This is a genomic window from Bradyrhizobium canariense, from assembly GCF_900105125.1.
GTDB classification, from domain to species: domain Bacteria; phylum Pseudomonadota; class Alphaproteobacteria; order Rhizobiales; family Xanthobacteraceae; genus Bradyrhizobium; species Bradyrhizobium canariense_A.
Window position 1 is genome coordinate 6,639,794 of sequence record NZ_LT629750.1, and the last position, 24,491, is coordinate 6,664,284.

24 protein-coding genes and 1 pseudogene are annotated in these 24,491 nt (G+C 61.8%); 14 read left to right on the top strand and 11 right to left on the bottom strand.

The features are described 5' to 3' along the window. Positions 1–3: 3 nt before the first annotated feature. On the bottom strand, positions 4–870 hold the full coding sequence (locus tag BLV09_RS31405) for a hypothetical protein (protein ID WP_146690163.1): 867 nt from the start codon (positions 868–870) through the stop codon (positions 4–6). Further along, positions 851–3,922 carry an excinuclease ABC subunit UvrB gene (gene uvrB, locus BLV09_RS31410; protein ID WP_146690164.1) on the bottom strand — a complete coding sequence of 1,024 codons (3,072 nt, stop codon included), beginning with the start codon at positions 3,920–3,922 and terminating at the stop codon, positions 851–853. The genes BLV09_RS31405 and uvrB overlap by 20 nt, the downstream gene beginning before the upstream one ends. Positions 3,923–3,984: 62 nt before the next feature. Here uvrB and BLV09_RS31415 point away from each other — a divergent pair, with 62 nt between their 5' ends. After that, positions 3,985–5,970, top strand: coding sequence for an alkyl/aryl-sulfatase (locus BLV09_RS31415; RefSeq protein ID WP_146690165.1), 1,986 nt, complete (start codon positions 3,985–3,987; stop codon positions 5,968–5,970). Positions 5,971–6,229: 259 nt separating this feature from the next. Here BLV09_RS31415 and BLV09_RS31425 read toward each other — a convergent pair whose 3' ends face one another. Both BLV09_RS31425 and BLV09_RS31430 read right to left on the bottom strand, forming a co-directional pair. After that, positions 6,230–6,484 (bottom strand): hypothetical protein, encoded by a 255-nt coding sequence (locus BLV09_RS31425; RefSeq protein ID WP_100386104.1) that lies wholly within the window; start codon positions 6,482–6,484, stop codon positions 6,230–6,232. A 175-nt stretch (positions 6,485–6,659) separates the two neighbouring features. Continuing rightward, positions 6,660–7,553, bottom strand: a complete 894-nt coding sequence (locus BLV09_RS31430) for a LysR substrate-binding domain-containing protein (RefSeq protein WP_146690167.1) — start codon at positions 7,551–7,553, stop codon at positions 6,660–6,662. Between the two features lie 297 nt (positions 7,554–7,850). Here BLV09_RS31430 and BLV09_RS31435 point away from each other — a divergent pair, with 297 nt between their 5' ends. The 3 genes and pseudogenes from BLV09_RS31435 (at position 7,851) to BLV09_RS31445 (ending at position 9,847) form a co-directional block, all read left to right on the top strand. After that, positions 7,851–8,087 carry a hypothetical protein gene (locus BLV09_RS31435; protein WP_146690168.1) on the top strand — a complete coding sequence of 79 codons (237 nt, stop codon included), beginning with the start codon at positions 7,851–7,853 and terminating at the stop codon, positions 8,085–8,087. Positions 8,088–8,246: 159 nt separating this feature from the next. Next, positions 8,247–8,954: a glutathione binding-like protein gene (locus BLV09_RS31440; RefSeq protein WP_146690169.1), complete on the top strand. Its 708-nt coding sequence runs from the start codon at positions 8,247–8,249 to the stop codon at positions 8,952–8,954. A 196-nt stretch (positions 8,955–9,150) separates the two neighbouring features. Further along, positions 9,151–9,847, top strand: a pseudogene (locus tag BLV09_RS31445) (glutathione S-transferase family protein). 2 nt (positions 9,848–9,849) lie between these two features. Here the strand turns inward: BLV09_RS31445 and BLV09_RS31450 are convergent. The 7 genes from BLV09_RS31450 to BLV09_RS31475 form a co-directional block, all read right to left on the bottom strand. Continuing rightward, positions 9,850–10,581, bottom strand: a complete 732-nt coding sequence (locus tag BLV09_RS31450; RefSeq protein ID WP_146690170.1) for an HAD family hydrolase — start codon at positions 10,579–10,581, stop codon at positions 9,850–9,852. Between the two features lie 213 nt (positions 10,582–10,794). Further along, positions 10,795–11,736, bottom strand: a complete 942-nt coding sequence (locus BLV09_RS31460) for an aldo/keto reductase (protein ID WP_100386110.1) — start codon at positions 11,734–11,736, stop codon at positions 10,795–10,797. Between the two features lie 358 nt (positions 11,737–12,094). Further along, entirely contained in the window at positions 12,095–12,556 is a 462-nt protein-coding gene (locus tag BLV09_RS31465) for a GNAT family N-acetyltransferase (protein ID WP_146690172.1), read from the bottom strand. A gap of 119 nt (positions 12,557–12,675) precedes the next feature. Further along, positions 12,676–13,491, bottom strand: coding sequence for a PAS-domain containing protein (locus tag BLV09_RS31470; protein WP_100386112.1), 816 nt, complete (start codon positions 13,489–13,491; stop codon positions 12,676–12,678). Between the two features lie 123 nt (positions 13,492–13,614). Further along, a complete protein-coding gene (locus tag BLV09_RS37550) occupies positions 13,615–13,791 on the bottom strand; it encodes a hypothetical protein (RefSeq protein ID WP_157810221.1) in 177 nt (58 codons plus the stop codon). Between the two features lie 165 nt (positions 13,792–13,956). Beyond that, complete coding sequence (locus BLV09_RS37555; protein ID WP_167558939.1) at positions 13,957–14,133, bottom strand: hypothetical protein; 177 nt, start codon at positions 14,131–14,133, stop codon at positions 13,957–13,959. 166 nt (positions 14,134–14,299) lie between these two features. Continuing rightward, positions 14,300–14,953 carry a glutathione S-transferase family protein gene (locus BLV09_RS31475; RefSeq protein ID WP_100386113.1) on the bottom strand — a complete coding sequence of 218 codons (654 nt, stop codon included), beginning with the start codon at positions 14,951–14,953 and terminating at the stop codon, positions 14,300–14,302. A 406-nt stretch (positions 14,954–15,359) separates the two neighbouring features. Here BLV09_RS31475 and BLV09_RS37560 point away from each other — a divergent pair, with 406 nt between their 5' ends. The 10 genes from BLV09_RS37560 to BLV09_RS31520 all read left to right on the top strand — a co-directional run bounded on the left by BLV09_RS37560 (position 15,360) and on the right by BLV09_RS31520 (position 24,408). Beyond that, positions 15,360–15,533 (top strand): hypothetical protein, encoded by a 174-nt coding sequence (locus BLV09_RS37560; protein WP_157810222.1) that lies wholly within the window; start codon positions 15,360–15,362, stop codon positions 15,531–15,533. Positions 15,534–15,769: 236 nt separating this feature from the next. Further along, positions 15,770–16,972 (top strand): pyridoxal phosphate-dependent aminotransferase, encoded by a 1,203-nt coding sequence (locus tag BLV09_RS31480; RefSeq protein WP_146691384.1) that lies wholly within the window; start codon positions 15,770–15,772, stop codon positions 16,970–16,972. A 126-nt stretch (positions 16,973–17,098) separates the two neighbouring features. Further along, entirely contained in the window at positions 17,099–17,632 is a 534-nt protein-coding gene (locus BLV09_RS31485; protein ID WP_146690173.1) for a DUF992 domain-containing protein, read from the top strand. A gap of 264 nt (positions 17,633–17,896) precedes the next feature. Continuing rightward, positions 17,897–18,382: a DUF992 domain-containing protein gene (locus BLV09_RS31490; protein ID WP_146690174.1), complete on the top strand. Its 486-nt coding sequence runs from the start codon at positions 17,897–17,899 to the stop codon at positions 18,380–18,382. A 185-nt stretch (positions 18,383–18,567) separates the two neighbouring features. Continuing rightward, on the top strand, positions 18,568–20,619 hold the full coding sequence (locus BLV09_RS31495; protein WP_146690175.1) for an elongation factor G: 2,052 nt from the start codon (positions 18,568–18,570) through the stop codon (positions 20,617–20,619). Positions 20,620–20,653: 34 nt separating this feature from the next. Then, positions 20,654–21,448: a GNAT family N-acetyltransferase gene (locus tag BLV09_RS31500; RefSeq protein ID WP_146690176.1), complete on the top strand. Its 795-nt coding sequence runs from the start codon at positions 20,654–20,656 to the stop codon at positions 21,446–21,448. A gap of 15 nt (positions 21,449–21,463) precedes the next feature. After that, positions 21,464–22,105, top strand: a complete 642-nt coding sequence (locus BLV09_RS31505; RefSeq protein ID WP_146690177.1) for a YoaK family protein — start codon at positions 21,464–21,466, stop codon at positions 22,103–22,105. Positions 22,106–22,135: 30 nt separating this feature from the next. Further along, a complete protein-coding gene (locus BLV09_RS31510; RefSeq protein ID WP_146690178.1) occupies positions 22,136–22,978 on the top strand; it encodes a shikimate dehydrogenase in 843 nt (280 codons plus the stop codon). 62 nt (positions 22,979–23,040) lie between these two features. Continuing rightward, positions 23,041–23,661, top strand: a complete 621-nt coding sequence (locus BLV09_RS31515; RefSeq protein WP_100386121.1) for a hypothetical protein — start codon at positions 23,041–23,043, stop codon at positions 23,659–23,661. A 189-nt stretch (positions 23,662–23,850) separates the two neighbouring features. Continuing rightward, a complete protein-coding gene (locus BLV09_RS31520) occupies positions 23,851–24,408 on the top strand; it encodes a hypothetical protein (protein ID WP_146691385.1) in 558 nt (185 codons plus the stop codon). The last annotated feature ends 83 nt before the right edge of the window (positions 24,409–24,491 follow it).

Here is a 24,491-nt window from a genome sequence, read left to right on the forward strand (position 1 = left end):
GATCTAATCGGAAATTGGTTTGCTAAATTGATTGTTTGTCCAAAGATGTTCGAAGTGGTCTTTGATTTGGTCGTAAAGAAAACCGCCTCGTCGAACTAGCAGAGTCGGCATGTTTCGGCTTTGGTCCGATATCAAATACGGACCCCAGAAAATCTCATCGTCAACCCGGAAGATGTTTATCGACGGTAGAGCCGTGAGACGTCTTACAAGAAAGTTAGCTTTTACTAAAGAGGTTGCTCGCCGAACTGCACTCTCGAATGCATCAACATCCCTTTTGATATCTCCATCGTTGTTTCCTTCTTCACGATCTCGAATAGTTGCAACGCTGCTAGCCGAGGAAGGAAATTCCGGGTCAAGCAATAGTATTCTGAATGAGGTTTTCAGTGACAGTTCTGCAAACTTAGTTCCATAATCCTCGCGAAAGCTCGACAAGCCAAAACCGAGAATGTCAACTTCCTTCGCGTTGAGAAGGCGGGAGTGATACTCATCTCTTATGCTAACCGAACGAGTTCGGAAAATCCGCTGTAGGCCGGCGACGGAAATTAAATCGAGCTTGTCTTTCGTCTGCTGCGAGGCTGCGACGTAAAGAAAGAGGATTTCGCCTGCGATGCCGGCCGCGATCAATGATCCGCCGATCCCCAGCAACACATCCTTGTGTGCTGATTGGTCCGCAATCGCGGTGAAAAATATTCCCGCGGCGAGCATTACGATGTGACCAACAATCCAAAATAAGTTGGTCGGAAGGAATAGCCACTTCATTAGCAATCCTTGGAAATGACCCAAGGTATACTGAAAGTAGAATGGCGCGCCAGTGCCCGCCTCGCGATAAAGTGTATTGGGGAGTAGTTTTCTACCGCTTTTTCCAGCCACCCCTATGTCCCGGCGCGCCGCCGGTGGAGCGTGGGGAGGGGCCGAATTCGGGCCCGGATTGGCGGGAGTCGGTCGGCTGGATGATCCGGCTGCTTCCGCCGAACGGCTTTGCGGGCAGGGTGGGATTTTCACGGTAAGGCAGCGACTCCGGGCCGTGCATTTCGTCGAGATGGGGTTTGTGGACTTTGGAGGTGGCGCTGCCGGTGCGCGCGGTGTTGTTGCCGCCGCGCTTCGATGACTGTCGCGGCAGGTTGGCGGCATCGCCGTATTTCTTGGTGCCGGCATAGGCGCCGGCCTTGCCCTGCACCACGCGCTGTTTGGCGGTGGGATCATCGACCACGGCCAATTCCGTCGCGCGCAGGCGCTTCACTTCGTCGCGCAGGCGGGCGGCTTCCTCGAAATTCAAATCGGCCGCGGCCTCGCGCATTCGCGTTTCCAGATCGGCAAGAACCGCCTCGAAATTATGCCCGATGCTGATGACGTCGTCAGCCATGCCGCCGTCGCCGATCTCGACCAGCACATGGTCGCGCTCGTAGGCGGAGTTGAGGATATCGCCGATCGATTTCTTCACGCTCTCCGGCGTGATGTTGTTGGCGGTGTTGTATTCGACCTGCTTCTCGCGGCGGCGGTTGGTCTCGGCGATTGCGCGCTCCATCGACCCCGTCATCTGGTCGGCATAGAGGATCACCTTGCCGTCGACATTGCGCGCGGCGCGGCCGATAGTCTGGATCAGCGAGGTCTCGCTGCGCAGGAATCCTTCCTTGTCGGCGTCGAGGATCGCGACCAGCGCGCATTCGGGAATGTCGAGGCCCTCGCGCAACAAATTGATTCCGACCAGCGCGTCGAACGCGCCGAGCCTGAGGTCGCGGATGATCTCGATGCGCTCGATGGTGTCGATATCCGAGTGCATGTAGCGCACGCGAATGCCCTGCTCGTGCAGATATTCGGTGAGGTCTTCCGCCATCCGCTTTGTCAGCACCGTGATCAGGCTGCGATAGCCGGCCTGCGCGGTGGCGCGGACTTCGCCGACGAGATCGTCGACCTGGGTGCGGGCAGGGCGGATGTTGACGGGCGGATCGATCAGTCCGGTGGGGCGGATGACCTGCTCGACGAACACGCCGCCACTTTCATTGAGCTCCCAGGCCGATGGGGTCGCCGACACCGCGACCGATTGCGGGCGCATCATGTCCCATTCTTCAAACCGCAGCGGCCGGTTGTCCATGCAGGAGGGCAATCGAAAACCGTATTCGGCCAGCGTCGCCTTGCGGCGGAAGTCACCACGGAACATGCCGCCGATCTGCGGCACCGTGACGTGGCTCTCGTCGGCGAACACCAGCGCATTGTCGGGCACATATTCGAACAGCGTCGGCGGCGGCTCGCCGGGCCGGCGTCCGGTCAGATAGCGCGAATAGTTCTCGATGCCGGCGCAAGAGCCGGTGGCTTCCATCATTTCGAGATCGAAGGTGGTGCGCTGCTCCAGCCGCTGCGCCTCCAGGAGCCGGCCCTGATCGTGCAACTGATCCAGCCGCATCTTCAGTTCCGATTTGATCGACTTGATCGCCTGCACCAGCGTCGGCCGCGGCGTCACATAGTGCGAATTGGCGTAGATCTTGATGAATTCGAGTTCGTCCTGCTTGTGGCCGGTGAGCGGATCGAACTCCTCGATATTCTCCACGGTGTCGCCGAACAGATTCACGCGCCAGGCCCGGTCTTCATAGTGCGCCGGGAAAATGTCGATGACGTCGCCGCGAACGCGAAACGTACCGCGGGTGAAATCGGCCTGGGTCCGCTTGTATTGCAGCGCCACCAGATCGGCGATCAATTGCCGCTGGTCGATGCGCTCGCCCTTCTTCAGCGCGAACGTCATCGCGGTATAGGTTTCGACCGAGCCGATACCGTAGATGCAGGACACGGAGGCGACGATGATGACGTCGTCGCGCTCGAGCAGCGCGCGCGTCGCCGAGTGGCGCATGCGGTCGATCTGCTCGTTGATGGAGGAGTCTTTCTCGATGTAGGTGTCCGTCCGTGGCACATAGGCCTCGGGCTGGTAGTAGTCGTAATAACTGACAAAATACTCGACCGCGTTGTCGGGGAAGAAGCTCTTGAACTCGCCATAGAGCTGCGCCGCCAGCGTCTTGTTCGGCGCCAAAATAATGGCGGGCCGCTGGGTGGCCTCGATCACCTTGGCCATGGTGTAGGTCTTGCCCGAGCCGGTGACGCCGAGCAGCACCTGGGTGCGGTCGTTGCGATTGATGCCTTCGACCAGTTCGGCGATCGCGGTCGGCTGGTCGCCCTTCGGCTGATATTCCGACTTGATCTCGAAACGCACGCCGCCTTCGGATTTTTCCGGGCGCGGCGGCCGGTGCGGCGTCCAGACTTTCACCTGGCCGTCTTCGCCCTTGAATTCGGGACGGCCATCGCGGATCAGCGCATCCAGCGCATCCGCGGTGGCGGCGACGCCGAGCGCCTCCATCTTGTTGCGCGGCGGCCGCGCCAGTGCGGCAGCGTCTTCTTCCTCGGTAGTAAAACCGAGTTGCTTTGCCAGTTCCGGATCGAGCGCCGGAATCGTCGCCGCGGTGCCGTAATTGGCCTGCGGCGCTTCGTCGAAGCCTTGCTGCGTGGAAGCTCCCCCTCCCTGCCCCTCCCCCGCAAGCGGGAGAGGGGACGCAGGCTGCGCGTCCTCGGAAAAATTTCTCCCCGCAGCACCCGGCGTCAGCCGCCTGGAGCCCTCTCCCGCTTGCGGGGGAGGGTTGGGTGGGGGCAGGCCCCGTGACGTGTTGTCCGATGCATCGCGCCTTGCGACATCACTACTCGTTCCCTTTGTCGAGGCCCGCGCGCGATGCGCAGCGGCCTCGCCGCCGGCGCGGCGGTCCCAGGAATTATCCGGCGGCGGCTGCAAGCCTGTGGACGAGCCGATGCCGCTTTCGCCGCGGTTGATGGCGGGGTTGAGCAGTTCCGCCAGCGCAGGATCGATCGGCTGCACCTCGGGGCGGTGGGCCTTCGATTTCGGGGTTTTGCCGGGCTTTTTGGGATTGTCTGGGTTCTTCGCCATGGCGAGAATATGGGACGAGTCAGGCCGACATAAAAGGGCAAAAACCCGAGAGGAAAACGCCGATGAATGGTCTTCGCAAGACACTGATCCTGTCGGCCGTGCTCGGCGCCTGCGCGCTCAATTGTCAGCAGGTGTCAGCACAATCGAAAGACGCCGAGCCTGCGACCCACGCGGTCAACGATGCGTTTGCCAGATCGCTGCCGTTTGCCGATCGTGCGGATTTCGACGACGCCAAGCGAGGATTCATCGCGACGCTGCCGGATGGCATTATTGCGGGCCCGGGACCGAAGCCGGCCTTCGACACCAGGGCGTATGCGTTCCTGCAGACAGACACGGTTCCGGCGACGGTCAATCCGAGCCTGTGGCGTCAGGCGCAGCTCAATGCGATCGACGGCCTGTTTGAGGTGACCGAGCGCGTCTATCAGGTGCGCGGCCTCGACATCTCCAACATGACGATCATCGAGGGCGACACCGGCCTGATCCTGATCGATCCCCTGCTGTCGAACGAGACTGCGAAGGCCGCGCTCGATCTTTATCTGAAGAACCGTCCCGTAAAGCCGGTCGTCGCCGTGATCTACAGCCATAGCCACGCCGATCATTTCGGCGGCGCCAAGGGCGTGATCTCGGAACAGGATGCGGCATCCGGCAAGGTCAAGGTGATCGCGCCCGATGGATTCATGGAGCATGCGGTTGCGGAGAACATCATCGCCGGCAACGCGATGACCCGCCGCGCGCAATATCAGTTCGGCAGCCCGCTGCCGGTCGGCGAGCGCGCGCAGATCGATACCGGTCTCGGCAAGGCGCTGTCAAAGGGCACGATCTCGCTGATCCCGCCGAACGATCTGATCAGGCAAAGCTATGAGACCCGCACTGTCGATGGCGTCGACATCGAGTTTCATCTGGTGCCGGGCTCGGAAGCACCGTCGGAAATGATCATGTACTTTCCGCAGTTCAAGCTGCTGGACATGGCGGAGGATGCGACCCACAACATGCATAATCTCTACACGCTGCGCGGCGCCGAAATCCGCGATGGCCGGTTGTGGTCGCGCTACATCGACGAGGCGATCGAGCGTTACGGCAACAGGACCGATGCGGTGATCGCGCAGCACCATTGGCCGATGTGGGGTAATGAGCGGATCGTCGCGTTCCTGAAAAAACAGCGCGATCTCTACAAGTTCATGCATGACCAGACCGTGCGGCTGCTCAATCACGGCCTGACGCCGACGGAGATTGCCGAGCAGTTGAAGCTGCCGGCGAGTCTCGCCAATGAATGGTCGGCGCGCGGCTATTACGGCACGCTGCGTCACAACGCGAAAGCGGTCTATCAGTTTTATCTCGGCTGGTACGACGCCAATCCCGCCGATCTCGATCCGTTGCCGCGCGCCGAGGCCGCGCGCAAGCAGGTCGAATATATGGGCGGCGCCGACGCGGTGCTGAAACGCGCGCGCGAGGACTTCAAGGCGGGACAATATCGCTGGGTCGCCAGCGTCACCAGCCAATTGGTGTTCGCCGATCCCGGCAACAGGCAAGCGCGCGAACTCGGCGCCGATGCGCTGGAACAGCTCGGCTATCAGAGCGAGGCCGCGACCTGGCGCAACGCCTATCTGCTCGGCGCGGCCGAACTGCGCAATGGCGTTCCGTCGGCGCAAGGGGCGGGCGCGAGTGCCGAGCTGCTCAAGGGCGTCTCGATCGATATGGCGTTCGATTTTCTCGGCGTCCGGCTCAACGCCGCGAAAGCCGAGGGCAAGCACATCGTCATCAACTGGACCTTCACCGACCGCAACGAAACCTATGTGATGAACCTGGAGAATTCGGCGCTGACGCACCGGACCGGCAAGCTGGCCGACGATGCGGATGTCGGCGTCAAGCTGACCCGCGCCGCCTTCGATGCGATCTCGCTGAAGCAGCGGACGTTTGCCGACAGCGTCGCCAGCGGGGATGTCTCGATATCGGGCAATCCTCCGAAGTTGCGCGAGCTGTTCGGCCTGCTCGACGATTTCCCCGCCGATTTCGAGATCGTCGAGCCGAGAAAGGTCACGGTGGAGTAGCGTGGGCCGCGGCCCTCAGGGACGATGCCCGGCGGAATCCGAGGCCGGATGCGGCGCCGACGGGGCCTTCACGATATCCAGATGGATGCCGCCGCACCTCGTGCATCGCATGGTCCAATACTCGGACCCGGCGCGGCCCGGGATGATGCGCAGGACCACAAGCCCGGCGTTGCAATCCGGGCAATTGGATCGCGCGGTGGCGGAGTGCGACGGCGGGTGAGTTATGACTCGCAGCATGACTGCGGCGACCTTCCAGCGCTTAAGGAGCGGTCCGTGATTTGGCCTGCGGCATTTGCCAGGCCGCCGCGTATCGCCGCCCGAAATGATCGATGTGGCTCCTTGCATCCGCGATCGCCGCATCGGGGCTGGGCCACGCGAACCCGAGTTCAAGCGCGGGAAACGGCATACCGTCAATGACGAGCGGGGTCTGATCGGCGCGCCTGATCCTGGCGTGCCACAAATCCCGTCCAGCTTCGAAGGATTCGATGTCAAAGCCATCATAAAGGCAGGTCATTTGGAGTCCCCGGTAACAATTGGAACCTCCACCCGACCACATTTCCGCAAAAGCGAATGTGAAGCCGTTCACATCTCGCGGCTTTTTTGCCGGACGCGTTTGAAATGACACCGGGATCTTCGGGCCCGTTGCCCAGCCGCGGGGTCAGCCCAACAACAGGTTCGGAAATTCGAAACTATCGACGCGCCTTGCGGACAGCAGGGCCGGCTGTGGCGCGGATGATCCAGCGCCGGAAGGCGACGAAATCGCGTTGTCCGGCATTCAGGCTGCGATAGACCAGATACCATCGCATGCCCTTTGGCACCGACAAGGTGAACGGTGCGACCAGCCGTCCCGCGGCGAGGTCGTCGTCGATATAGGGCCGAATGCCCATCGCCACGCCTAATCCGTCCGCTGCCGCCTGCAACGCCTGGCCGTAATGCTGAAACTCCGGTCCGCGCGCCGTCACCCGCGCGATGCCGGCCGCCTTGAGCCAGCGCGGCCAGTCATCCGGCGAATGCGCGACGCACAGCAGGCTCGGGCCTTTCAAATCACCGGGGCTTTTGAGCTGTGCCGCCAGCCGCGGCGCGCACACCGGCAACAGATCAGCCGCAAACAGCGGCTCGGCGACCAGCCCCGGCCAATCGCCTTCACCGAGCTTGATGCCGCAGTTCCAATCATCGCCGAACGGCACCGCCACGCCGCCCGTTGCAATCCGTACGTCGATATCGGGCTCGCTTTTGCGAAAATCCAGCAGGCGCGGAATCAGCCATTTCATGGCAAAGGTGGGCCCGACCCCGATGGTCAGCACGCGCACGCTGGAAGGTGCGGAGACCTGCGCGGTCAGGCTGGCGAGCGCGTCGAAGATCGGCGTCAATCCGCTTTGATAGGCGCGGCCGGCCGGGGTCATCGCCAGCCGGTTGGCCTTGCGTTCGAACAAGGCGACGCCAAGCCGCTGCTCCAGCAGATGCACCATCCGGCTGATCGCCGCCGCCGTCACGTTGAGCTCGAGGCCAGCGCCGGCGAAGCTTCCGCTCCGCGCCGCAGCCTCGAACGCCTTGATGCCGTTGAGAAACAGCAGCCGTCGCATACTAGTGGTCCTTTGATTCTAACATTCGCATCCCGTTTCGGCGGGCGCCTTTGCGAATGTTAGAATCAAAGGACCACCAGCAAATATAGGTTTGTAGTGGAGTTTTGGATTTGACATTCGCTTGTGAGTCTGCGGTCGGGTGGGGAGCGAATGCCAAATCCACTCCACTACCCTCAGAAAAACTGGTGCCAGGCCAAGATAACTCGGTTTGTGCGGATGAAACAAGCAAGGCAAGGATGGCAAGCGGTTTCGATGCGTTTGCCCTGACAAACTTGCCCCCGACAACGGAGAAAGCTGATGGTCGATGCGGCGGACCCTTTGGTGCTCGATTTTGTCGAATGGATCGCGCGCGAGCCAAGACTCTATTCCGAAGTGATCGCGACCTGGCGAACCTCGTGCCCGCGGTTGACGATCTGGGAGGATGCGGTCGATCGCGGCTATGTCGCGCGTGAGGCCATTGCGGGTTTCGGGCTGGTCGTGATTGTCACCGAAGACGGCGAAAGAATCCTGCGCCAGCACGGCCGTGCCGGTTGATCGCGCGGATCGCCCGCGCTTTCTGAGGTCCTGGGTGCAGATCAATTCGCCGAGACGCCAACGGCGCGCCATTGACTTCGCGTTTCCGATGCGGTGAACTTCATGCAATCGCATCCAATTTGCGTGAACAGCACGCTATAGCAGGAACAGGAACGCGCCATGATCGATCTTTATTACTGGTCCACGCCGAACGGCCACAAGATCACGATGTTTCTTGAAGAGACCGGGCTGACGTACAACGTGTTCCCGATCAACATCGCCAAAGGCGATCAATTCAAGCCGGAGTTTCTGGCGATCGCGCCGAACAACCGCATTCCGGCGATGGTTGATCACGAGCCGAAGGGCGGCGGCAAGCCGATCTCGATCTTCGAATCCGGCGCGATGCTGCTGTACCTGGCGGAGAAGACCGGCAAGTTCCTGCCTGCCGATATCTACGGCCGTTACGACGCGATCCAGTGGACGTTCTGGCAGATGGGCGGGCTCGGGCCGATGGCCGGGCAGAACAATCACTTCAGCAACTACGTCCAGGAAAAAATCAAATACGCGATCGATCGCTACGTGAACGAGACCAACCGGCTTTACGGCGTGCTCAACAAGCGCCTGGCCGATCGCGAATTCATCGCCGGCGATTACTCGATCGCCGACATGGCGAGCTATCCCTGGATCGTGCCGCACAAGAACCACGGCCAGAACATCGACGACTTCCCGCACCTCAAGCGCTGGTTCGAAACCATCCGCGCCCGCCCGGCAACGGAACGCGCTTACGCCAAGGCCAAGGAGGTCAATCCCAATTTCGGCCAGCCGACGATCCGCACCGAGGAAGAGCGCAAGCTGTTGTTCGGACAGACCGCGGCGGTGGTGAGATAGCGCGAGGCAAGGCGCTGGCGTAGACGGATAATTAAACCTGTCATTGCGAGCCAACGGGTCGCGCGAACGCGCGCCCGATGACAGGCTCCTCGAAGCAATCCAGATGGCGACAAGGAAGGCTGGATTGCTTCGTCGCTTGCGCTCCTCGCAATGACGGGTTCTTGTCTAGTCGCAGATGTTCGAGCAGTATGTCGGTATGGCCCTGAAACTTTTCGAACTGGTCGGCACTGACTCCACGCGGCCGTTCAGCCCGTTTTGCTGGCGCACGCGGATGGCGCTGGCGCGCAAGGGGCTGTCGGCGGAATCGATCCCATGGTGCTTCACCGAGAAGCACGCGATCGCCCCGCACAAATCCGAAAAGGTGCCGGTACTGCTCGACGGCGAGACCTCGGTCGCCGACTCCTGGGCGATCGCCAATTATCTCGAAGACACCTATCCCGGACCGGCCGTCCTTGTTCGGCGGCGAGGGCGGCCGCGCCATCGGCCGGATGCTGAACTGGTGGGGCGACGTCACTGTGATCGGCGGCATGTTTCCGCTGATCGTCGCCGACATTCCGGGCCACTTGAAGCCGGAGGATGCGGCTTATTTCCGCAAGTCCCGTGAAGCCCGCTTCGGCAAGCCGCTGGAAGAAGTCGTGGCCGGACGCGACAAGGCTGTCGAGAGCTTTCGCCGCGCGCTCGACCCTATGCGGCTGACGTTGAAGACGCAAAGCTATCTCGGCGGCGCTAAGCCGAACTACGCCGACTACATCGTGTTCGGCGGCTTCCAGTGGGCGCGCGCGATCAGCCCGTTCAAATTGCTCGACGGGGCCGATCCGGTCTATGCGTGGCGCGAAAGGCTGCTCGATGCGTTCGACGGCATGGCGCGGAAATCGCCAGGTTATCCGGTATAGCCTCAGGCTGGCAAATGGCGAGCCGCTTTACGGGTCGGCCGGAAATTGTTGGGCCGGCGTTTAAGCAGATCTCTTTCCCGCAACATTTCCAGCACGGCGCCAAGGTCGGGCAATACAGCCGCGCATTTCGCACGCGACTCGTCGGTTGGCGGCACGATATCGGGCACCATGATCGTGATGGCGCCGGCACCGTGGGCGGACGCCACGCCGGGATTTGAATCCTCGATGGCCAGACAGAATTCCGGCTGCACGCCAAACCGGCTGGCGGCCAGAAGATACAAATCGGGACTTGGCTTGCCGCGCGCGACGTCGTCGCGGGTCACGACGGCTTCGAAACGCGTTCGAATTCCGGCAAGCGTCAGATGCTCGTCGGCGGTGCGCCGCGACGAGGAAGTAACAATCGCCAGGGGATGGCCGGTCCCCTGCAAGGCGTCGAGCAGGTCCACGGCGCCGCTCTTCAACGGCAGGCCTGCTTTCAGTATTTCATCCCGCTTGGCGACGAAGGCCCGGTTAAGCTCGGCGAGCGGAAAATCTTCACCGTAGCGATCTCGGAGCATGGCCTCGCACTCCGGTCCGGGAATGCCGACCATCGCGTGACAGAGCGTCACGATGTCGTCGGTATATCCGCACGCCTTCAGAGCCGTGATCACGCTCTCGAAGTAAACCTTCTCGGTATCGAGCAGCGTTCCGTCCATATCGAGCAGGATCGCCCTGATGTCCCAATCGGCGGTCACGTTGCCGCGGTGCTCGCTGCCTGCGCCGCCGCTTGCTGCAGGCAATCCCGGCACAGGCAGTCTCCGCCATCAACCGGCATCGGCAGACGGAAAGATTCGTCAGCGCACCAGCACGGCCCTGCCGGGCTGCAGGTAAATTCCGTTCCGCAGCCGGAACAGACGATGCGGCGAGAGTCCGTGTTTGCCGACTGGTTTGTCATCAACCGAACCAATTTACCCCTTTGTGATCTTGTCGATCTCGGCGATATCCTCCGCGCTCAGCGCCCAATCGATCGCCTTGACGTTCTGCTCGATCTGCTCGACGCGCGTTGCGCCGGCGATGACGCTCGATACCTGCGGTCGCGACGCCAGCCAGGAGAAGGCGAGTTCCAGCATGGTCCGGCCGCGCGCCTTTGCAAAGGCCTGCAGCTTTTCGACGATGTCTTCGTTACGCGGCGTGACGTAGCGATCACGCAACGCGGGCAGCTTGGCAAAGCGTGTATCCGCCGGCACATCGGCGCCGCGCTTGTATTTTCCAGTCAGGAGACCACTGGCGAGAGGAAAGAACGGCAGCAGGCCGAGATTATATTCTTTTGCTGCAGGCAGCAGGTCCTTTTCGATGTCGCGCACCACCAGGCTATATTCGTCCTGGCACGACACGAACCGGTTGACGTTCATCTGGCGCGCGACGAGTTCAGCCTCGGCAATGCGCCATGCCGGAAAATTCGAATTGCCGATGTAGCGGACCTTGCCCTGCCGCACCAGATCGTCCAGCGCCCGCAAGGTTTCCTCGATCGGCGTCAGCGGGTCGTAATCGTGCTGCTGATAGAGATCGATATAGTCGGTCTTCAGCCGCGTCAGGCTGGCCTCGACCGCAGACATGATGTAGCGCCGCGACGCGCCCTGCTTGGTGCCATCGGTGCTCATCGGCTTGGAATATTTGGTCGCCAGCACGATGTCCTTGCGCCGGTCGCCGAGCACTTGGCCCAGCACGGTCTCCGAGCCGCCCATGCCCGCATAGATGTCGGCGGTATCGAACAGCGTCACGCCGAGGTCGATCGCCTTGTGGATCACCTTGCGCGAGGTTTCGAGATCGGTGCGCTGGCCGAAATTGTTGCAGCCGAGACCGACCGCGGAGACACGCAGGCCGGAGCCGCCGAGATTGCGAATTTGCATGGATATATCCTGTGAGATGGTGCCTGTTGCCGCATATTGTGGCCCGCGCGTCCTGCGGCCGCAAGCCGAGCGGCATTGTCGCCCGTGCAATTCAGACCGGCATCGGCGCCAATCGGGCAGGCTCTCAAGTCAAAACAGGATCAAAATACGGGATCAAAAAAATGCGGCCCCGGTCAGACGCGGCGACTGACGGGGGCCGCTTGGGGCGCGTGATCTTGACGGGGGGCCTGATCAAACGCAGGCGCAACCTAACCCCGTATTATTACGTAGCAGTGACAGCCAAAGTTATCCACAGGCGGGCCGGCATTCGACCCCGCGGACAGATCTGAGCCTGAGTTACCTCGGCGTTCCAATGGCGTCAGAACTGCTTGCGATAGACCACAAATCCGGAATGTTCGGCCACCTTGTCGTAGAGCTGCATTGCGGTGTGATTTGTCTGATGCGTCAGCCAGTAGACGCGTGGCGATCCCGCACGCCTCGCCTGATTGTAGACGCCATCGATCAGTGCTCTGCCGACGCCTTTTCCGCGCGCGGCCTCGCTCGTGAACAAGTCCTGCAGATAGCAATTTGGCGCGATGGAAATGGTGCTGCGGTGAAACAGATAATGCGTCAGGCCGAGCAATTCTCCGTCGCGTTCCGCCACCAGCGCATGCACCGGCTCGTAGGCATCGAAGAAACGCGACCACGTCATTGCTGTAACTTCAGCGGAGAGCGCGGTCGCTCCCGATCGTCCGTAGAACGCGTTGTATCCGTCCCACAGCGGAAGCCATTGGTCATAATCCTGCCGGGTCACGAAACGGATGGAAAGTTCGCTGGTCATTCGCGATTTCCGCAAGGATGAAAGAGGCGTCACCGAAGCCGCGCGCCAGTGATATCCGTTTTATTAAAGCCAGCGTGGCGGAGGATCAACCGCATTCGGCATTCGCCAGGGCGAGGTCTTTATTCCGCGGCGCGCAAGTGCCGCGTAAGGCCGCGATCGCCGCCGCCGCGCAGCGACTGGTAATATTCGACGCTGTTGGGATCGTCGGTATAACGGACGAGGTCGGTCACCGGCGTGTAGCTCAACATTCTCCCGCCATCGGGCAACGCCGTGCAACTGAAACGCAGCACCTTCCCGTCCTTGAGCTTGATGTTGATCGGCGTTGAATCGCCGGCGCGCATCATCTTCGTGCGTTGTGCGATGAAGATACTCAACTCATCTTCCGGCATCTCAAAGGCGCCGGTGTCGCGGCCATGATACATCAGGGCGATGAACGGCGGCTTGCTGTCGGCTTTCGCGTCCGGAAGCGCGAAATAGTCGCGGAAGGCACGGTTGATGAATTCCGCGCGGGTATCGGAGTCGAGCAGCACAATGCCGATGTCGACCTGATCCAGCGCCGCCGACAGGCGCTCGGCGGTGTCGTGATGTCGACGTTCCCACGCAAACGCGTCCGTCAGTCTTTTCCGAAGCAGGCCGGTAATCCCGGCGGTGCCGGCCGCGGTCACTGCCAGCATCGACAGGCGCACCAGATCGGCTGAGTCGTAGCCGGGCGTCGCACGGTGGTTGAGAAAAAACAGCGCGGAGGAGGCGACCGCGATGGCGGCACTGGTGATCCCCGAGGCAAGGCCACCAAGCGAACTTGCAAAGGCGACGATGCAGATAAACAGCGGTGAAGGATTGGGGACGGTGAAAAAATGGCGATCGACAAAGATGACGATCAGCGCCGTCGCTGTCGTCAGAAGTGGGCCGGAGATTGCGCGCCAGTCGAACCGCATGCCTGTCTCGTTCTCCCAGCGAGAATAAGGCCGGCAACGTGACGAAGGGTGGGGTTCGCGGCGGCTTTTTGTGTTGCAGCCTTAAGCAAAGGTTGGCCGGACAGACGGTGATTTCTGATTTTTCTAATCAAATGATATCGATCGTGCACCGATCGGGACATGCAAAATCCGGCTCGCCGGATTTTGGGCGAGCAGCCGGAGCGCATTTTCGCCGCGCCTTCCCGTGGCGATCACGAATGAGGCCGCGAGCAGGATCGCAACCGTCAGCGCTATGGCAACAAGTACGACAGGTGCTTTCATCGTTGCCCGATCGCGGTGCGCATCATCGCGCTGGAAACTGCAAAGTTGCCAGTGCTCGCTTTAAATCCGAGGCTCGCATCAGAGCGGCCGCGCTTGCGTGCGGACTTCGGAATCGAAGCACTTGTCGCGTAAAAATTTCAAACGATCTGGGAAAATGATTTTGAGTTAAGCCGGAATCGGCATCGCCATGCTGACCTTGATCGAAAATACCGTGAGGGTGACGATCAGGCAGAGCGACAGCGAGCCAACCGCGAGCGAGGCCGCGACGGCGTCATTCAATCCGGACGAAGCTACGGGCGCAGAACGGCCTTCAAAGCCTGCTGTGCCGGGCGACCGTCTCATGGCGAGGTTCCTTTGGCCGGCTTGCTTCGGCCGAGTTCCTTCGACGGGCGAATCACCCGCACAACGGAAAATTTCGCAGCCATCACAGGCAATATTGCGGCGGCGATTGCCCCGAAAATGGCGAAACGGCGGCGAATCCGGCGGTTATGCCCGCTATTTCAGCAGATCAGGCTTCGGCGGCGATCCCGGCGGGGTCGTCGACCTCGTTGGCCGGCCGCCAGTGCATGCCGACGAAACCAGGGGTCTGCTCGATCCGCCGCAGCCAGGCGCGGATGGCGGGAAATGTCGTGAGGTCATAATCGCAGCGGTCGGCGACATGGGTGTAGCCGTAGAGCGCGATGTCCGCGACCGTCAGCTGGCCGGTGGCGAAATACTGATGAGTCTTGAGGTGGTTTTCCATCACCTGCAGCGCGGCGTAGCCGCGCTCCATCCAGTCTTCCAGAGCGTGGGTTTGCAGGGCGCGGCCGCCCTTGACCAGCGACAGCCAGAAATAGGCCGCGCCAATGTTAGGCTCCAGCGCGTGCTGTTCGAAGAACATCCACTGCAGCGCCTCGGCGCGCTCGATGCGCGTGTCCGGCGCAAGCGAAGTACCGCCGGCGACATACCAGAGGATGGCGTTGGATTCGGCGAGGTAGCGTCCTTCCGCGACCTCCAGCAGCGGCACCTGTCCGCTTGGATTCTTCGCGAGAAATTCCGGCGTCCGGCTTTCGCCGCGCAGGATGTCGATCTCGATCGCGCGATAGGGCGCGTTGAGCAGCGCCAGCGCAAGGCGGACCTTGTAGCTGTTGCCGGAGCGCTGCATCGAATAGAGCTTGTACATCTGGATTCAATCGATCGGTGGGACGTGCACGTACGAAAAGAAAAGGCGGTGCGCCTTGTCATTCCGCAACGCGGCTAAACAATGATGCCGATGTTGATGCGTCGCAAGGCCCGCAAGCTGGAAAAAGTCGAAATTCTCTACCGCAGTGCGGTCGCGCAGAAGTTCTTGCCAACACGGCGATACACATCAGATCACGCTTGCGCGATTCCGGCCGCGCCGATGGTGATCCTGACGCGGTCTTGCATGACGCGCCGCATGACCTGCACATACAGCAACAATATCGTCATGAGACCGAAGGGTATGCCGGTCGCACCGGCGATCCCGCGCGCGAGCAGGCACGATCCGCGCCATGGCGAGAATGCCGATGTCGTAATTGCGGAGGCCGCCTTTCCAGCTCGAGGCGATGATGAATGCCATCGCTGGCCCCGGGGATTGTCAGATCGTAATCGAGCACGGGTTTGTCGTTGCAATCGATCCGGCCGTCGGATGGCGCGATCCAGCCTATGATCGCGATCGCATGGACCCCGAGGGGGATCTGGCTGCAGGCGCGCGCCCGGTACGCGGCGAGCCGTCAGCCTGACCGCAGCTCTTGCCAAGGCCGTCCTCACCAGGGCGGCACTTGCCGGAAATGAGCCATTTTGCGGCGGAATTTTATGAATGTTGCGCGATCTGACGCGAGGCCGTTTTAACGTCCCTAAAATTTGCGCCCGCCCGAGCTACCTTCTTGCGATGCAGCGTGGCGCGCTTTAGGGTGCACCGATCCCATCAATGAGAGTCGTGGCTGATCGAGTTCACCACGCCTGCAAGGAGACGATGATGCCTTTCCTGTCCGCTGCGCTCGACCGTGTGAAGCCGTCCGCGACCATCGCGGTAACGGATAAAGCACGGGCGCTGAAAGCGGCGGGCCGCAACGTCATTGGCCTCGGCGCTGGCGAGCCCGATTTCGACACGCCTGCCAACATCAAGCTGGCGGCGATCCACGCCATTGAAGCGGGCAAGACCAAGTACACCGCGGTGGACGGCATTCCCGAGCTGAAGGAGGCCATCATCGCCAAGTTCCAGCGCGAGAACGGGCTGACCTACAAGCCGAACCAGGTCATCGTCGGTACCGGCGGCAAGCAGGTGCTCTACAACGCGCTGATGGCCACCATCAATCCCGGCGACGAGGTCATTATCCCCGCGCCCTATTGGGTGAGCTATCCGGAAATGGTGGCGCTTGCCGGTGGCGAACCGGTGCCGGTGGTGTGTACGGCGGCGCAGGGTTTCAAGCTGCAGCCCGAGGCGCTGGAGAAGGCGATCACGGCGAAGACCAAGTGGATCATCCTGTGCTCGCCGTCGAACCCGACCGGCGCCGCCTATACCAAGAGCGAGTTGAAGGCGATCACCGATGTGCTGGTCAAGCATCCGCATGTCTGGGTCATGACCGACGATATGTACGAGCATCTGGTCTATGACGACTTCGTGTTCACGACGCCGGCGCAGATCGAGCCGAAACTGTATGACCGCACGCTGACCGTGAACGGTGTCTCCAAAGCCTATTGCATGACCGGCTGGCGCATCGGCTATGCCGGCGGCCCCGCCGAACTGATCAAGGCGATGGCGACGATCCAGTCGCAGTCGACCTCGAACCCGTCGTCGATCGCGCAGTGGGCTTCCGTCGAGGCGCTCAACGGTCCGCAGGATTTCATTCCGGCGAACAACAAGGTGTTCAAGGAACGGCGCGACCTCGCGGTGTCGATGCTCAACCAGGCCAAGGGCATCGAATGCCCGCGCCCGGAGGGTGCGTTTTACGTCTATCCGTCCTGCGCAGGCACCATCGGCAAGACCTCGCCGTCCGGCAAGGTGATCGGCAACGACGAGGACTTCGTCACCGAGTTGCTGGAGAACGAGGGTGTCGCGGTCGTGCAGGGCTCGGCGTTCGGATTGGGACCAGCGTTTCGGATTTCCTACGCGACCAAAACCTCCGACCTCGAAGAAGCCTGCAAACGCATCCAGCGGTTCTGCGGCAATTTGCGATAGTCAAATCACATCATCGTCGAACATTTGATGTTTTGACGTCAGTATTTGGGAAGCGCCTTGTTTTGGACACGGCGCTTCCCTTTCTGTCGCCGCGCAAACTCATTTGCTTACGCGGAGATAAGACTTATGCGACTCTCTACACTTGGTATTGCCATGGCTGCGCTGGTAGCGTCGTTCGCAAGTGCCAATGCACAGCAGCCGGTTCCTGCCGGTATTTTGGAATGCCAGGGCGGCCAGAATGTTGGCTTTGTCGTCGGCTCGGTGACCAGGCTCGATTGCGTGTTCAGAAGCGAAGGCCGGCGGCCTGAGGCTTATGCCGCGACCGTTCGCCGGATCGGCGTGGACCTCGGTTTCACCCAACAGACCCAGTTCTCCTGGGCGGTGAGTGCGCCGAATGCCACATTGGCACGCGGCGAACTCGCCGGCACTTACGGTGGGGTCGGCGCCAACGCGTCGGTCGGCGTAGGTTTTGGTGGCAATTTCCTGGTCGGTGGCCCGGGGAATGCCTACGGCTTGCAGCCGGTGAGCGTGCAAGGCCAGACCGGGTTGAACGTCGCGGCGGGAATTGCCGGCATCGAACTGGAGCCGGTCGGGTTCGCCCGTCATGCCTTCCATCGGCACCATCGCCATCATCACTACGTGCATCATCGTCACGGCTGAAGAAATCCAAAATCGACCAAGGAATTTGGCCAAGGAATTCGGCCAAGTAATCGGCTGAGGGAAGAGGCCCGCGCAAGCGGGCCTTTTTTTGTGACGGGTCTGTCACGTTTTGAAACGTGCCGCTTGAGCGGCGGCCTGGATCAAGGCGCGGCAAATGTGGCACGGCTGCCCATGTTGTGTCATAGAGAAGGAGGAAAGCGTCATGGGGTATGGCGCTTCCGTGACTCTCTGCTCGCATCACATTCATCAGCCGGAGACTTCTTCATGCGCCGCTCATTCATCCTTGCCGGCATTGCCGCCGGCATGCTGCTTGGCTCCTTCGCTGGCGCCACCGCGCAGCAGCCGATCCAGCGTGTTCAGGTCGGCGTCCTTGAATGCCGTGGCGGCGCAAGCATTGGCTTCATTGTCGGTTCGGTAACCAATCTCGGCTGCGTCCTGCACGTCGATGGCATGCCGGAGGACCGCTATATCGCGACCATCCGCAAGGTCGGTGTCGACCTCGGCATCACCCAGGAGTCGGCGCTCGCCTGGGGCGTCTACGCGCCGGTCGCCCGGCTCGGTACCGGCGATCTCTCGGGCGATTACGCCGGCGCCCAAGGCAGCGCGACGCTCGGTGTCGGGGCCGGCGGCAATGTGCTGGTCGGTGGTTCGAACAATTCGATCGCGCTGCAGCCGCTCAGTCTGCAGGGCCAGGTCGGTATCAATGTCGCGGCCGGGCTGGAAAGCCTGGAACTTCGGCCGGGAAGGTAAGGCAGCGCCTCGCTATCATCGGGTCGCGCCTGGCGCCGACCCGATGGCTTGCGCTCACGGCGTCCGGTGTCATTCACCGACAATGCACCGCAGCGACCTTTTTCTGACTTGCCAAATCCCTGAGGTAGGCGGAGCATCCATTCGCCGACCCAATCAAGGGCCGAGCTCCAGATGAGGAGGCGGCAATGGGACAAGACGTCAGTAGTCCCCGCGGTCCACGGTGCATTGCATTGGTGGGCCCTTTCCAAAGCGGTAAAACCACACTTCTAGAAGCAATACTGGCGCGTACGGGTGCAATCCCCCGCGCCGGGAGTGTCGAAGCCGGAACCTCGGTCGGCGACGCCAGCCCCGAAGCGCGACGCCACAAGATGGGCGTCGGCTTAAGCGCGGCCACGACCAGCTTCATGGACGACAGTTACACCTTTATCGATTGTCCCGGTTCGATCGAATTCGTGCACGACATGCGCGCCGCGATCCCGGCGGTCGATGCCGCGGTGGTGGTCTGCGAAGCCGACGAGAAAAAGCTGCCGCAATTGCAGATCATCCTGCGCGAACTCGAAGATCTCGGCATTCCGCGTTTTCTTTTCCTCAACAAGATCGACCGGGCCAACAAGCGCATCCGCGAGACGCTCGCGACGTTGCAGCCGGCTTCGCGGGTACCGCTGGTGTTGCGGCAAATTCCGATCTGGAATGGCGACCTGATCGAAGGTTTCGTCGATCTCGCGCTGGAGCGCGCCTTCGTCTATCGCGAACACAAGCCTTCCGAGGTCATGGCGCTCGAAGGCGGCAATCGCGACCGTGAGAAGGAAGCGCGCTTTTCGATGCTGGAAAAGCTCGCCGATCATGACGACGCGCTGATGGAGCAGTTGCTCGAGGATATCCAGCCGCCGCGCGACGCGGTGTTCGACGACCTGGCCCGCGAATTGCGCGAAGGATTGATCTGTCCGGTGCTGCTTGGCTCGGCGGCGCGCGAGAATGGCGTGCTGCGCCTGTTGAAGGCGCTGCGGCATGAAGCGCCCGGCGTGGCCGCGACCGCAAAACGTCTCGGCGTGTCTTCATCGACCAAGGATGCGCTGGGCTATGTGTTCAAGACCATGCATTTGCAGCACGGCGGCAAATTATCGCTGACACGCCTGCTCGCCGGGCATCTCGACGACGGCGCGACACTGCAATCCTCATCCGGCGAGAGCGGACGGGTATCCGGAATCCTCTCCGTCAACGGCACCCATGACAGCAAGCGCGCCTCCGCCGAGGCCGGCGACACGGTTGCGCTGGGCAAGCTCGATGCCATCAAGACCGGCGATACGCTCACGAGCGGCAAGACGGCGCCTTCGGCTTTGGTGCACGTCGAGCCGACGCCTCCGGTATTGGCGATGTCGCTTGCGGCGACGGATCGCAAGGACGACGTGAAGCTCGGTCAGGCCTTGTTGCGGCTGAACGAGGAAGATCCTTCGCTGACCATGATCCAAAATCAACGCACCCACGACACCGTGCTGTGGGGGCAGGGCGAGATGCATCTGCGCGTCGCGCTGGAACGCCTGCGCGAGCGCTTTGGCGTCAACGTCAAAGCGCATCCGCCGGCGATCGGTTACCTGGAGACGATCCGCAAATCGATTACCCAGCGCGGCCGGCACAAGAAGCAATCCGGCGGCCACGGCCAGTTCGGTGATGTGGTGCTGGAGGTCAAGCCGGTGCCGCGCGGCAGCGGTTTCGAATTCCACGAAACGGTGGTCGGCGGCGCGGTGCCGCGGAATTATATCGGCGCAGTCGAGGAGGGCGTGGTTGATGGCCTGTTGCGCGGGCCGCTCGGCTTTCCCGTCATCGATGTTCACGTTACGCTGACCGACGGCTCCTATCACAGCGTCGATTCATCGGATCTTGCGTTCCGCACCGCGGCGCGGGTCGGCGTCAGCGAGGCGCTGCCGCAGTGTCAGCCGGTGTTGCTGGAGCCGATCCACGTGGTCGAGATCGTGTGTCCCAGCGATGCCACCGCCAAGGTCAATGCCATCCTGTCGGCAAGGCGTGGTCAGATTCTCGGCTTCGATACCCGCGAGGGCTGGCCGGGATGGGATTGCGTCCGGGCCACCATGCCGGAGGCGGAGATCGGCGACCTGATCGTCGAATTACGGTCGGCGACGGCCGGCGCCGGCAGTTTCACCCGGCAGTTCGATCGCATGGCAGAGGTCACCGGCCGCGCGGCCGATCAGATCATCGCTGCGCATCGGGTCGCGGCGTAGGGGTTTCGGGGATCATGTCCTTGAGGCAGGGATCATGATCCCCAACGCCACCGATTTGGCCCTGAAGATGCGGCGGCTCACCCAATGGGTGGACAGCCAACGCCAGCCCGCGAGCCTCATTCGAAGGCAATTCCACGGCGGATCACTCGGCAATTGCTATGTGACGATCGATCTCGATCGTCAGACCCCTTTCGCATCCTCCAACCTCAATCGCGTCTATATGTGCGGTGCTGAACCGGGAATGTCGTCCCAAGGCGTCGCCCGGCTGATCGATCTGTTCCTGACCGAAGGCGTCAAGCGCTTCTTCGTCTGGCTCAGCCCCGGTCCGGACATGGATCTGGCGCGCGGCTGGCTCGAGCAGCACGGGTTGTCCCGCATCCGGCGCACCGGCTATCCGACCCTGTGCCGCACCGGCCATGCTCCCGTTCCATTCAACACCGATCTCGAAGTCCGCGAGGTGAGCGCGGACGAGATAGCTGATGCCAGCGACCAGCTCGGCGAAACGCTGTGGCCGGAATATACGAGATGCGCGGGAAGGGAGAGTTTTTTTCATTACATGGCTTTTGACGACCGCCGACCGGTGGCCATTGCGGCGCTCTGTATTTTTGAGGACATTGGATATCTCATGGCTGCCGCGACCGCGGAAAGTCATCGCAAGCGCGGAGCCCAGCAGGCACTGATCGCGAAAAGGGTCGAACGCGCGGAACGGTCCGGCTGTTCGATGCTGGTGTCCGAAACCCTGTATATGATCGAGCACTCCTACCGGAATCTGCAACGCGCCGGCTTTGTCGAGGCGTATGAAAAAGAAATCTACGAATGGAACGCCTGAGAGCCGAGCGGCGCCATGCTTAGTTCGCGCCGCAACGCTGCGCTGGCCTGTGCGTTGAGCGCGCTGGCCGGCTATGTCGATGGCATCGGCTTTCTGCATCTCGGCGGCCTGTTTGTTTCCTTCATGAGCGGCAACTCGACGCGGCTGGGCGTTACCCTGGCCGAAGGTCATTGGCGCAGCGCAGCCGAAGCGGCCGGCCTGATCGCGCTGTTTGTGATCGGCGCGGGCGCCGGCAGCCTGATCGTGCTCGGCCGTGAGCTCTACTGCCAGTGCTGGGTGCTGCTGACGGAAGCGTTGCTGCTCGCCGTTGCCGGGCTTTGTCACGCTTTCGGTTTGTCGGGTAGCGCGATAGCGGCGATCGTGCTGGCGATGGGGCTGGAAAACGCGGTGTTTCAGGCCGACGGCGGCGCGGGGCTCGGTCTCACTTACATCACGGGCGCGCTGGTCAAAACAGGTCAGCTCGCAGCCGCGGCGCTGTGCGGCGGCCCGCGCTGGGCCTGGGTGCCGAACCTGCTGTTGTGGGCGGCGCTGGTGGCGGGTTCGGTGGTGGGCGCGCTCGCCTATCGCTGGATCAGTCTTGCCGCGATCTGGTTCGCTGCGGCGATGGCGCTGGCCCTGAGCGGCATGGTTTTCGCAGCAGCGAACCGACAGGATTGACAGCGAGCGCGGCTTGGCCGATTTGAAAGAATGACAATCGGGACCAAACTCCGCGGCGCATGTTTGATCGGATGGCCGGCGGCGCATTCGCGTTCGCCGTTGATCCATCATTACTGGTTGAGGACGCTGGGTATCGAGGGCGGCTACAACATCGAAGCCATTCCGCCCGAAGGCTTTGCCGAATTCGTGCTGCGTCTGTCGAGCCACGGCTTTGTCGGCGCCAACGTCACCATTCCGCACAAGGAGCGCGCGCTGGCGCTGTCGACGCCGGATGCGCGCGCCCACGCGGTCGGCGCGGCCAATACGCTGTGGTACGAGAATGGCGAGCTGCGCTCGACCAATACCGATATCGAAGGTTTCATCAATAATCTCGACGCCTGCGCGCGCGAATGGGACGCCGTCACCGATGCGCTGGTGCTGGGCGCTGGTGGCTCGTCACGCGCCGTCGTGTTCGGCCTGATCGAGCGCGGCATCAAGCGCGTGCATCTGGTCAACCGCACCATCGATCGCGCACGCGCGCTTGCGGATCAATTCGGCGCCAGCGTTCAACCCGCGGCGTGGGACGCCATTGGCGATCTGCTGCCGGGCATGGGGTTGCTCGTCAACACGACGTCGCTTGGGATGCACGGCCAGCCTGCGCTGGAGGTCGACGTGAGCCGGCTTCCTTCGCATGCCGTGGTTGCCGATCTCGTCTACGTGCCGCTGCATACGCCGTTGCTCTTGGCGGCGCGGGCACGCGGACTGCAGACCGCTGACGGGCTGGGCATGCTGCTGCATCAGGCGGTGCGCGGGTTTGAACTGTGGTTTGGACAGCGCCCGCAAGTCACGCCCGAGCTCCGTGCGCTGGTCGAGGCTGATCTCACGAAGGTTTGACACCGGAATAGAGTGGAAGCTACGGGGTCTGCTGCTAAGTGAAGCACCCCGGAGACCCAATCATGCCCCGTCATACGTTCACGCGCCCCCTCATCGCCATTGCGATGGTCGCAGCTTCATCGATCTATGCGCTCGCCCAGCAGCCGCCGACGCCGTCGCGGGTCCGCGGCACCATCGAGGCCGTTGACGGCGATCAACTGACTGTCAAGTCGCGCAGCGGCGACGATGTGAAGCTGCACATGACCAGCGACATGCTGGTGGTCGGAATCACCAAAATATCGCTGTCGGACATCAAAGTGGGGTCCTTCATTGGCGCCACCACGGTGCCGGGGCCGGACGGCAAGCAAAACGCGCTCGAAGTGCACGTGTTTCCGGAAAACATGCGCGGCACCGGAGAAGGATCGCGGCCATACGATCTGCGCCCCAACAGCACCATGACCAATGCGACGGTGGCCGAGTCCGTTGTGAGCAATGACGGCAACTCGCTGATCATCAGATACAAGGACGGCGAGAAGAAGGTCGAGGTCTCGCCCGATACGCCGGTCGTGACTTACGTGCCCGCCGACAAGTCCGACCTGAAGGCAGGCGCCAAGGTGATCGCCTTCATGAAAAAGCTGCCGGACGGTTCGTTTGAGACCAACCGCGTCAGCGTCGGCCGCGACGGGCTGACCCCGCCGATGTAACAATGGCCGGCGCCGGACGTATATCGCTACGAGGCCGGGAATAGCTGCTCGTTCGCGGGGTTCCCGATGCATCCTCTGGTGAAATCATCCTCGAAGGGAAACGGCGTGTCGAAAATTCATTCGTTGTTACCGCACGGTCTCGCAGTTGCGTTGACCGGCATTGTGTTGTTTGGAGTGTCGCCTGTGCCAATGGCATCGGCGCAGCAGCCGCCGGCGATCCGCATCCGCGGCGCGATCGAGGGCGTTGACGGGTCGCTCCTGACGATCAAGTCGCGCGAGGGCACGGACGTAAAGGTCCGTGTGACCGACAATGTGGTGGTGATCGGCATCGCCAAATCCACGCTGTCCGATATCAAGACGAACTCTTACATCGGCGTATCGGCGATGCCGCAGCCGGACGGCACCCAGAAGGCGCTCGCCGTTCATATTTTCCCTGAAGCCCAACGCGGCGCGGCTGAAGGCTTCCGGGCCTGGGATCTGCGTCCCAACAGCACCATGACCAACGCGACCGTCGCCGAGACGGTTGCCGGCACCGATGGCCAGAACATTCTGGTCAAGTACAAGGACGGTGAAAAGAAAGTCGTGGTGCCGCCGGAGACGCCGATTGTCTCCTTCATTTCGGGCGACAAGAGCGAACTGAAGCCGGGCGCCAAGATCATCATCTTCGGCGCAACCAAGAAGGACGACGGCACGCTGGAAGCCAACCGCGTCGGCGTCGGCATCGACGGCATCACGCCGCCGATGTGACCACTTTGTCATTCCGGGGCGCGCGAAGCGCGAACCCGGAATCTCGAGAATCCCGGTGCGCAATTGCGCATCGGGGTCTGGTT

Coding starts and splice junctions, on each gene's coding strand:
- uvrB (WP_146690164.1), bottom strand. CDS start 3,922: ATGGCGAAGAACCCAGACAATCCCAAAAAGCCCGGCAAAACCCCGAAA.
- BLV09_RS31415 (WP_146690165.1), top strand. CDS start 3,985: ATGAATGGTCTTCGCAAGACACTGATCCTGTCGGCCGTGCTCGGCGCC.
- BLV09_RS31425 (WP_100386104.1), bottom strand. CDS start 6,484: ATGACCTGCCTTTATGATGGCTTTGACATCGAATCCTTCGAAGCTGGA.
- BLV09_RS31430 (WP_146690167.1), bottom strand. CDS start 7,553: ATGCGACGGCTGCTGTTTCTCAACGGCATCAAGGCGTTCGAGGCTGCG.
- BLV09_RS31435 (WP_146690168.1), top strand. CDS start 7,851: ATGGTCGATGCGGCGGACCCTTTGGTGCTCGATTTTGTCGAATGGATC.
- BLV09_RS31440 (WP_146690169.1), top strand. CDS start 8,247: ATGATCGATCTTTATTACTGGTCCACGCCGAACGGCCACAAGATCACG.
- BLV09_RS31460 (WP_100386110.1), bottom strand. CDS start 11,736: ATGCAAATTCGCAATCTCGGCGGCTCCGGCCTGCGTGTCTCCGCGGTC.
- BLV09_RS31465 (WP_146690172.1), bottom strand. CDS start 12,556: ATGACCAGCGAACTTTCCATCCGTTTCGTGACCCGGCAGGATTATGAC.
- BLV09_RS31470 (WP_100386112.1), bottom strand. CDS start 13,491: ATGCGGTTCGACTGGCGCGCAATCTCCGGCCCACTTCTGACGACAGCG.
- BLV09_RS37550 (WP_157810221.1), bottom strand. CDS start 13,791: ATGAAAGCACCTGTCGTACTTGTTGCCATAGCGCTGACGGTTGCGATC.
- BLV09_RS37555 (WP_167558939.1), bottom strand. CDS start 14,133: ATGAGACGGTCGCCCGGCACAGCAGGCTTTGAAGGCCGTTCTGCGCCC.
- BLV09_RS31475 (WP_100386113.1), bottom strand. CDS start 14,953: ATGTACAAGCTCTATTCGATGCAGCGCTCCGGCAACAGCTACAAGGTC.
- BLV09_RS37560 (WP_157810222.1), top strand. CDS start 15,360: ATGAATGCCATCGCTGGCCCCGGGGATTGTCAGATCGTAATCGAGCAC.
- BLV09_RS31480 (WP_146691384.1), top strand. CDS start 15,770: ATGCCTTTCCTGTCCGCTGCGCTCGACCGTGTGAAGCCGTCCGCGACC.
- BLV09_RS31485 (WP_146690173.1), top strand. CDS start 17,099: ATGCGACTCTCTACACTTGGTATTGCCATGGCTGCGCTGGTAGCGTCG.
- BLV09_RS31490 (WP_146690174.1), top strand. CDS start 17,897: ATGCGCCGCTCATTCATCCTTGCCGGCATTGCCGCCGGCATGCTGCTT.
- BLV09_RS31495 (WP_146690175.1), top strand. CDS start 18,568: ATGGGACAAGACGTCAGTAGTCCCCGCGGTCCACGGTGCATTGCATTG.
- BLV09_RS31500 (WP_146690176.1), top strand. CDS start 20,654: ATGATCCCCAACGCCACCGATTTGGCCCTGAAGATGCGGCGGCTCACC.
- BLV09_RS31505 (WP_146690177.1), top strand. CDS start 21,464: ATGCTTAGTTCGCGCCGCAACGCTGCGCTGGCCTGTGCGTTGAGCGCG.
- BLV09_RS31510 (WP_146690178.1), top strand. CDS start 22,136: ATGACAATCGGGACCAAACTCCGCGGCGCATGTTTGATCGGATGGCCG.
- BLV09_RS31515 (WP_100386121.1), top strand. CDS start 23,041: ATGCCCCGTCATACGTTCACGCGCCCCCTCATCGCCATTGCGATGGTC.
- BLV09_RS31520 (WP_146691385.1), top strand. CDS start 23,851: ATGGCATCGGCGCAGCAGCCGCCGGCGATCCGCATCCGCGGCGCGATC.